General features: G+C 68.3%; 5 protein-coding genes. All 5 read right to left on the bottom strand.

Features of this window, described 5'->3' with window-relative positions; all coding sequences use genetic code 11:
* Positions 1 to 116: 116 nt before the first annotated feature.
* Positions 117 to 1,739, bottom strand: a complete 1,623-nt coding sequence (locus ACO6VM_RS16905) for a dipeptide ABC transporter ATP-binding protein (RefSeq protein WP_422403555.1) — start codon at positions 1,737 to 1,739, stop codon at positions 117 to 119.
* Entirely contained in the window at positions 1,736 to 2,632 is an 897-nt protein-coding gene (locus ACO6VM_RS16900) for an ABC transporter permease (protein ID WP_401060551.1), read from the bottom strand. Before ACO6VM_RS16900 ends, ACO6VM_RS16905 begins: the two co-directional genes overlap by 4 nt.
* Position 2,633: 1 nt before the next feature.
* A complete protein-coding gene (locus ACO6VM_RS16895; RefSeq protein ID WP_422403554.1) occupies positions 2,634 to 3,584 on the bottom strand; it encodes an ABC transporter permease in 951 nt (316 codons plus the stop codon).
* On the bottom strand, positions 3,581 to 5,200 hold the full coding sequence (locus ACO6VM_RS16890; RefSeq protein ID WP_422403553.1) for an ABC transporter substrate-binding protein: 1,620 nt from the start codon (positions 5,198 to 5,200) through the stop codon (positions 3,581 to 3,583). Before ACO6VM_RS16890 ends, ACO6VM_RS16895 begins: the two co-directional genes overlap by 4 nt.
* A gap of 146 nt (positions 5,201 to 5,346) precedes the next feature.
* Positions 5,347 to 6,135 carry a class II aldolase/adducin family protein gene (locus ACO6VM_RS16885; RefSeq protein ID WP_401060557.1) on the bottom strand — a complete coding sequence of 263 codons (789 nt, stop codon included), beginning with the start codon at positions 6,133 to 6,135 and terminating at the stop codon, positions 5,347 to 5,349.
* Positions 6,136 to 6,144: the final 9 nt, after the last annotated feature.

Here is a 6,144-nt window from a genome sequence, read left to right as displayed (position 1 = left end):
TTTTTTTTGTTGTGTTGGGGTGGTGTTGCGTTTTTCCCCCCCCCCCCCCCCCCCCCCCCCCCCCCCCCCCCCCCCCCCCCCCGCTCCCACAGTAATTTCCTGCCGGCCCGGCTCACCTACACCGCCACCGGCAACACACTGCGCGAATGCCCCGGTATTGCTGCAATCAACTCCCGGGTATAGGCACTGGCCGGCCGGCTCAGCACCTCCAGCGCCGGCCCTTGTTCCACCACCTGCCCGCGCCGCAGCACCAGCACCTGGTCGGCCATGCTGGCCACCACCGCCAGGTCATGGGACACCAGCACATAGGCGATCCCAAGCGTGCGCTGCAGCTCATCGAGCAGCGCCAGGATCTGCGCTTGCACCGACACATCCAGCGCGCTCACCGGCTCGTCGAGCAGCAACACCTCTGGCTCCAGTGCCAGCGCCCGGGCAATCGCTACCCGCTGGCGCTGGCCACCGGACAACTCCTTGGGCAGGCGGTCGAGAAAATGCACCGGCAACTGTACCCGGCCGATCAGCTCGCGGGCCTTTTGCTCCAGCGCCTCACCCTTGAGCAGACCGAACGCCACCAGCGGTTCGACGATGCTGTCGAACACCGTGAAGCGTGGGTCGAGGGCGGCGAAGGGGTTCTGCTGCACCAGTTGGATACGCCGGCGCAGGGGCCTGAACTGTCGCCAGCTGTGTGCAGTGACGTCTTGGCCTGCGAACTCGACGCTGCCGGCACTGGGCTTTTCCAGCCCCAATGCGATGCGCAGCGCGGTGCTCTTGCCCGAGCCGGATTCGCCGACGATGGCCAGGGTCTGCCCGGCCTTCACCTCCAGGCTCAGGTCGTGCAGGGCGGTGAACGGGGCGTCCTTGCCCGGCAGTGCAAAGCGCTTGGCGACATTGCTCAGGCGCAGCAGCGGCGCCTGGCCGTGGCTTGCGTCTGGCCGCTGGCGCGGCACGAAGGCGGGGGCGGCGGCGAGCAGGTCGCGGGTGTAGGGATGCGCGGTACCCCACAGCACCTGGCGGGGCGAGGCATGCTCCACCAGCCTTCCTTGTTTCATCACCAGCAGGCGGTCGGCGCGGTCGCAGGCCATGCCTAAGTCGTGGGTGATGATCAGCAGCGAGATGCCGCGCTCGGCCACCAGTCGTTGCAGGTGGTCGAGGATGCGCCGCTGCACCGTCACGTCCAGCGCGCTGGTGGGTTCGTCGGCGATGATCAGGCGCGGCTCGCCGGCCAGGGCGATGGCGATCAGCACCCGCTGGCGCATGCCGCCGGACAGCTCGTGGGGGTATTGGCGGGCGCGCAAGGCCGGGTCGTCCAGGCCGACCTGGGCCAACAGGTCCTGCACATCGGCGTCCAGCCCGGGATAGCGCCGCACACCTCGGGCCAGCAGCAGCGCTTCGCCGATCTGCCGGCCGATGCGCTGGGTGGGATTGAGGCTGACCATCGGGTCCTGCGGCACCAGGCCGACGGTGCGCCCACGCAACTGGCGCCGGGCCCGCTCGCCGGCCTGGGCCACATCGACCCCGGCGACCCGCAACTGGCCCTGGTCGATCCGGGCATTGCCCGGCAGCAGGCCGAGCAGGGCGTTGGCCAGGGTCGACTTGCCCGAGCCGGACTCACCGACGATAGCCAGGGTCTCGCCCTGCTTCAGGCTGAACGACAGCCCTTGCACGGCCTGAGTCCGTTGCCCGGCAAAACGGTAGCTGACACTGAGCTCGCTGACTTCGATCAACGCGGGCTGGCTCATCGGGCATGCTCCTCGACGCTGCGCGCCAGGTGGTTGAGGCTGAACACCACGGCCACCACGAACAGCCCCGGTAACAGGGACACCCACGGGGCGGTGATGAGGAAATGGCGGCCGTTGGCGATCAGCGTGCCCCATTCCGCCGCCGGTGGCGCGGCGCCGAAGCCGAGGAAGCTCAGGCCAGCGGTGGCGAGGATGGCCGCGCCGAAGTCGAGGGTGGCGAGCACCGCCACCGGGCCCCAGGCGTTGGGCAGCACATGACGCAGCAGCGTGCGCGCCCAGCTGGCGCCGCCCAGGCGTGCGGCCTCGACATAGGGCAGGGTCTTGATGCGCAGCACCTCGGCGCGGGTGGTACGGGCAAAGCCGGGGATGATGCCCACGCCTACGGCGATGGCTACCGGCACGGTGCCAAAGCCGATCGCGGTGACGATGGCCAGGGCCAGCAGCAGGCCGGGCAGGGCCAGCAACACGTCGATCAGGCGCATCAGCGCAGCGTCCAGGCGCCCGCCAGCGAAGCCGGCCAGCACGCCCAGGCCCAGGCCGCCGGCCAGGGCGATGGCCACCGCCAGCAGCGCGGCCTGCACGCTCAAGCGCGCGCCGTACACCACCCGGGTATAGAGGTCGCGGCCCAGCTCGTCGGTGCCGAACCAATGCACAAGGCTCGGCGCGCTGAGCTTGTCGGCGGGGGAGGTGGCGTAGGGGTCGAAGTTGCTCAGCAGTTGCGGGGCCAGGGCGGCCAGCAGGGCGAACAGCACCACCAGCAGAGCCAGGCTGAAACCGGGGCGGCGCAGCAAGGGGACCAGACCCTCATGCAGACGCTGCCAGCGGCTGCGGCGTTTCCACTCCAGTGGAGCCGTTGCAGGCACTGAAGGATAGAGGCGAGTATCGGTGGTCATGTCAGCTCACCTTGGCGGTATGGGTGATGCGGGGGTCGAGGTACGGGTAAAGCAGATCGACGATCAGGTTCACCACCACGAAGGCGGCGGCCGACACCGCGACGATGGCCAGCACCACCGGGATGTCCTGGCGCAGCACCGCTTCCTGGGCGAGGCGACCGACGCCGTTGCGCGAGAAGATGGTCTCCACCAGCACCGCGCCGGACACCGTGTTGCCCACCTGCAGGCCGACCAGCGTGAGCAGCGGCAGCGCCGCGTTGCGCAGGCCGTGGCGGGCCTGCACCTGGGCGCGGCTCAGGCCCTTGGCAAAGGCGGTGGCGATGTACGGCTCCTGCCACACGCCCTGGAAGCCCCGTTGCAGTACCTGGGCGTACACCGCGGCGCTGGGGATGGCCAAGGTCACCGCCGGCAGCACCAGGCTGGCAAAACCCTGGCTGCCGGTGGCCGGGAACCAGCCCAGGCCGAAGGCGAACACCTGGATCAGCAGCAGGCCCATCCAGAACACCGGCACTGAAAAGCCCAGTGACGGCAGACGGGCGAGCGCGCTCTTGAGCGGGCGCCATTGCAGGTAGGCGGTGAGGTACGCCAGGCCCACGCCGCCCAGCAACGACAGGACGATGGCCAGGCCCGCCAGTGCCAGGGTCTGCGGCAGACGCTCGGCCAGCAGCGCGGTGACCGGCCGGCCCAGCGACAGCGACTGCCCAAGGTCGCCGTGCACGGCGCGCCAGAGCAGGTCGAAGTACTGCTCGAACAAGCCCTTGTCCAGCCCATAGTAGGCGCGGGCCTTGGCCAGGTCGTCGGGCGACAGGCCGTCGGCCTCCATGCCCGAGGCGCTGAGCATGATTGCCAGGGTGTCGCCCGGCAGCAGGTAGAGGATGAAGTAGGTGATGGTATAGGCGCCCCACAACACCAGCAGCGCCTGGCCGATGCGGCCGATCAGGTAGCGTTTCATGGCTGTGCGACCTGGATGTCACTCAAGAAGGCGAAGCCTTCGGCGGTCCAGCGGAAGTCCTTGACCCGTGGTGCGGTGGCGGCCTGCCAGACCCGTTCGTACAGCGGGAAGGCGGCGGCCTCGTCGAGCAGCAGGTCCTGCAACTGGCCATAGGCCTTGGCGCGCTGGGCGTCGGCGGTGGCGGTGATGCCGCTGTCGAACAGCGCCTGGACCTTGGGCAGGGTGTGTGGCTCGTAGCTGTTGGTGGCCAGGGTGGCGCTATTGGCGGCGCGCGGGTCGAGGATGGTCTGCAGGATGATCGGGTCGGCGCGGGTCATGTAGGTGGAGGTCAGGTCGTAGTTGCCCGAGGCGTTGCCGGCCACCCATTCGGCGCGGGTCAGCACGTTGAGTTTGAGGTCGATGCCGACCTTGCGCAGTTGGTCCTGTACCAGCACGTCACCGGCGCTCTCGGCCGGGGTGAGGTTGTAGCGCAGGGTCAGGCGCTGGCCGTTCTTGTGCCGGTAGCCGTCTTCACCCTTGTGCCAGCCGGCGGCTTCGAGCAGTTGCTCGGCGCCCTTGGGGTCGTAGGCGAGTTTGGCGGCTTGCTGTTTGAAGTACGGCGTGGTCACGTCGTAGACCCCGCTCACCACGGGGAACTGGGCGTTGTACACGGTGTGCGCATAGCTGGTGCGGTCGATGGCCTTCTGCAGCGCCAGGCGCACCTGGCGGTCGCCCAGCAGGCGGTCGTTGCGGGTGTTGGGGTAGAGGTTCAGCGCCGGGCCCGGCAGCGAGCGGCTCTGGATGGTCGCGCCCTTGGACTGGAACAGCTTGAGGTCGACCTCGGAGAACGGGTTGCGCGGCCACAGCACATCGGCCTTGCCCTGCAGGAACAGACCGTTGCGCACGCTTTCCTCGGGGATGTAGCTGATCTCGACGGCATCCAGGTGGGCCGCGCCCGGGTTGCGCACGTTGGCCGAGGCCCAGGCGTAGTCGGCGCGCTTGACCAGGCGGGCACCGACTTCCGGGGTGTAGTGCTCGAGCACGAACGGGCCGGTGCCGATGATCTTGCCCAGTGAGCGTTCCTGGGCGGTGAGCTTGTACGAGGCCGGGGCGAGGACTGCCAGGTTGGTGGTGGAGGTGGCCTGCAGGAAGCCTGCGTTGGGTTTTGCCAGCACCAGGCGCACGGTGAAGTCATCGAGCACTTCGGCATGGTCGTAGCCGGCCAGGTAGGTGGCGCCGAAGGTGGCCGGCAGCTGCGTGGCGAAGGCCTTGTTGCTGTCGAAGGCAGTTTTCACGGCGTGGGCGTCGAAGCGCTCGCCGTTGCTGAAGGTGACGTCCTGGCGCAGGTGGAAGGTGTAGCTCAGGGCATCGCTGCCGACCTCCCAGCTTTTCGCCAACCAGGGGATGATGCGGCCGGTGTCCGGGTCCTGGTCGGTCAGCGATTCGGCGACGTTGCGCAGCAGCACGCGGTGCTCGAGCCAGTAGACCTGGAAGGGGTCGACGCTGACCAGGGTGGTGTTGTCGCCCCAGAAGGCGATGTTGAGGGTTTTGCTGGCGACGGTGTTGTCGGCGGGGGAGCAGGCGGACAATGCCAGGGCCAGTGAGCCGATGGCGAACAGGCGGTGCAGTGAGGGCATGGGGTGGTCCTTCAGTGGAGTTTGGGTTGCTTGTGCCGGCCCTTTCGCGGGTAAACCCGCTCCCACAGGTACGGCGCTGCTGGCCAGAGCTGTGAGGTCCCTGTGGGAGCGGGTTTACCCGCGAAGAGGCCGGCGCAGGATCTCAGTCAGTCCTGGTAATCCCGCCCCTCCCGATCCAACTGGCGAATCAGCGCATCCCAATGCCGCTGGATGCCTTCGCCCTGGCCATCGGAAAACCGCTTCGACTGCTCATGCACCTTGGCAATCGCTGCCGGCGAGGCGTGCAGCAGCTGGTCGTTGCCGCCGGCCTGGGCCGCCACCTGGATGTTGCAGGCGCGCTCCAGCCCGTGCAGCTCGCGGAAGGCGTGCTCGACGCTGATGCCACCGGTGAGCAAGCCATGGTTGCGCAGGATGAGGATGTTGCTGTCACCCAGGTTGGCCACCAGCCGCGTCTGCTCATCCAGGTCCAGGGCCACGCCTTCGTAGTCGTGGTAAACGACCCGGCTGTAGTAGGCCAGGCCGTGCTGGGAAATCGGCAACAGGCCGTCGCGCTGGGCGGACACCGCCGCGCCATCGCGGGTGTGGGTGTGCAGCACGGCCTTGAGGTCGGGGCGGGCGCGATGGATGGCGCTGTGGATCACATAGCCGGCCTGGTTGATGCCCAGCCCCAGCGGGTCGTCGATGATCGTGCCATCGACATCCACCTTGACCAGGTTGGAGGCGGTAATTTCATCGAACAAAAGGCCAAAGGCATTGATCAGGAAATGCTCGTGCGGCCCCGGCACGCGGGCCGAGAAGTGCGTGTAGATGTGGTCGGTCCAGCGAAACAGCGCGGCCAGGCGGTAGGCGGCGGCCAGCTTGACCCGCACCTCCCATTCTTCGGCACTGACGCGCTGGCGTACGGATGGCGTGGTGACGGCGGACAGTGAACTCATGCTGTGTGC

It is taken from the genome of Pseudomonas sp. GZD-209, from assembly GCF_049310485.1.
In the GTDB taxonomy this organism is placed as follows: Bacteria; Pseudomonadota; Gammaproteobacteria; order Pseudomonadales; family Pseudomonadaceae; genus Aquipseudomonas; species Aquipseudomonas sichuanensis.
This window is presented reverse-complemented; position numbering and strand designations above follow the sequence as displayed.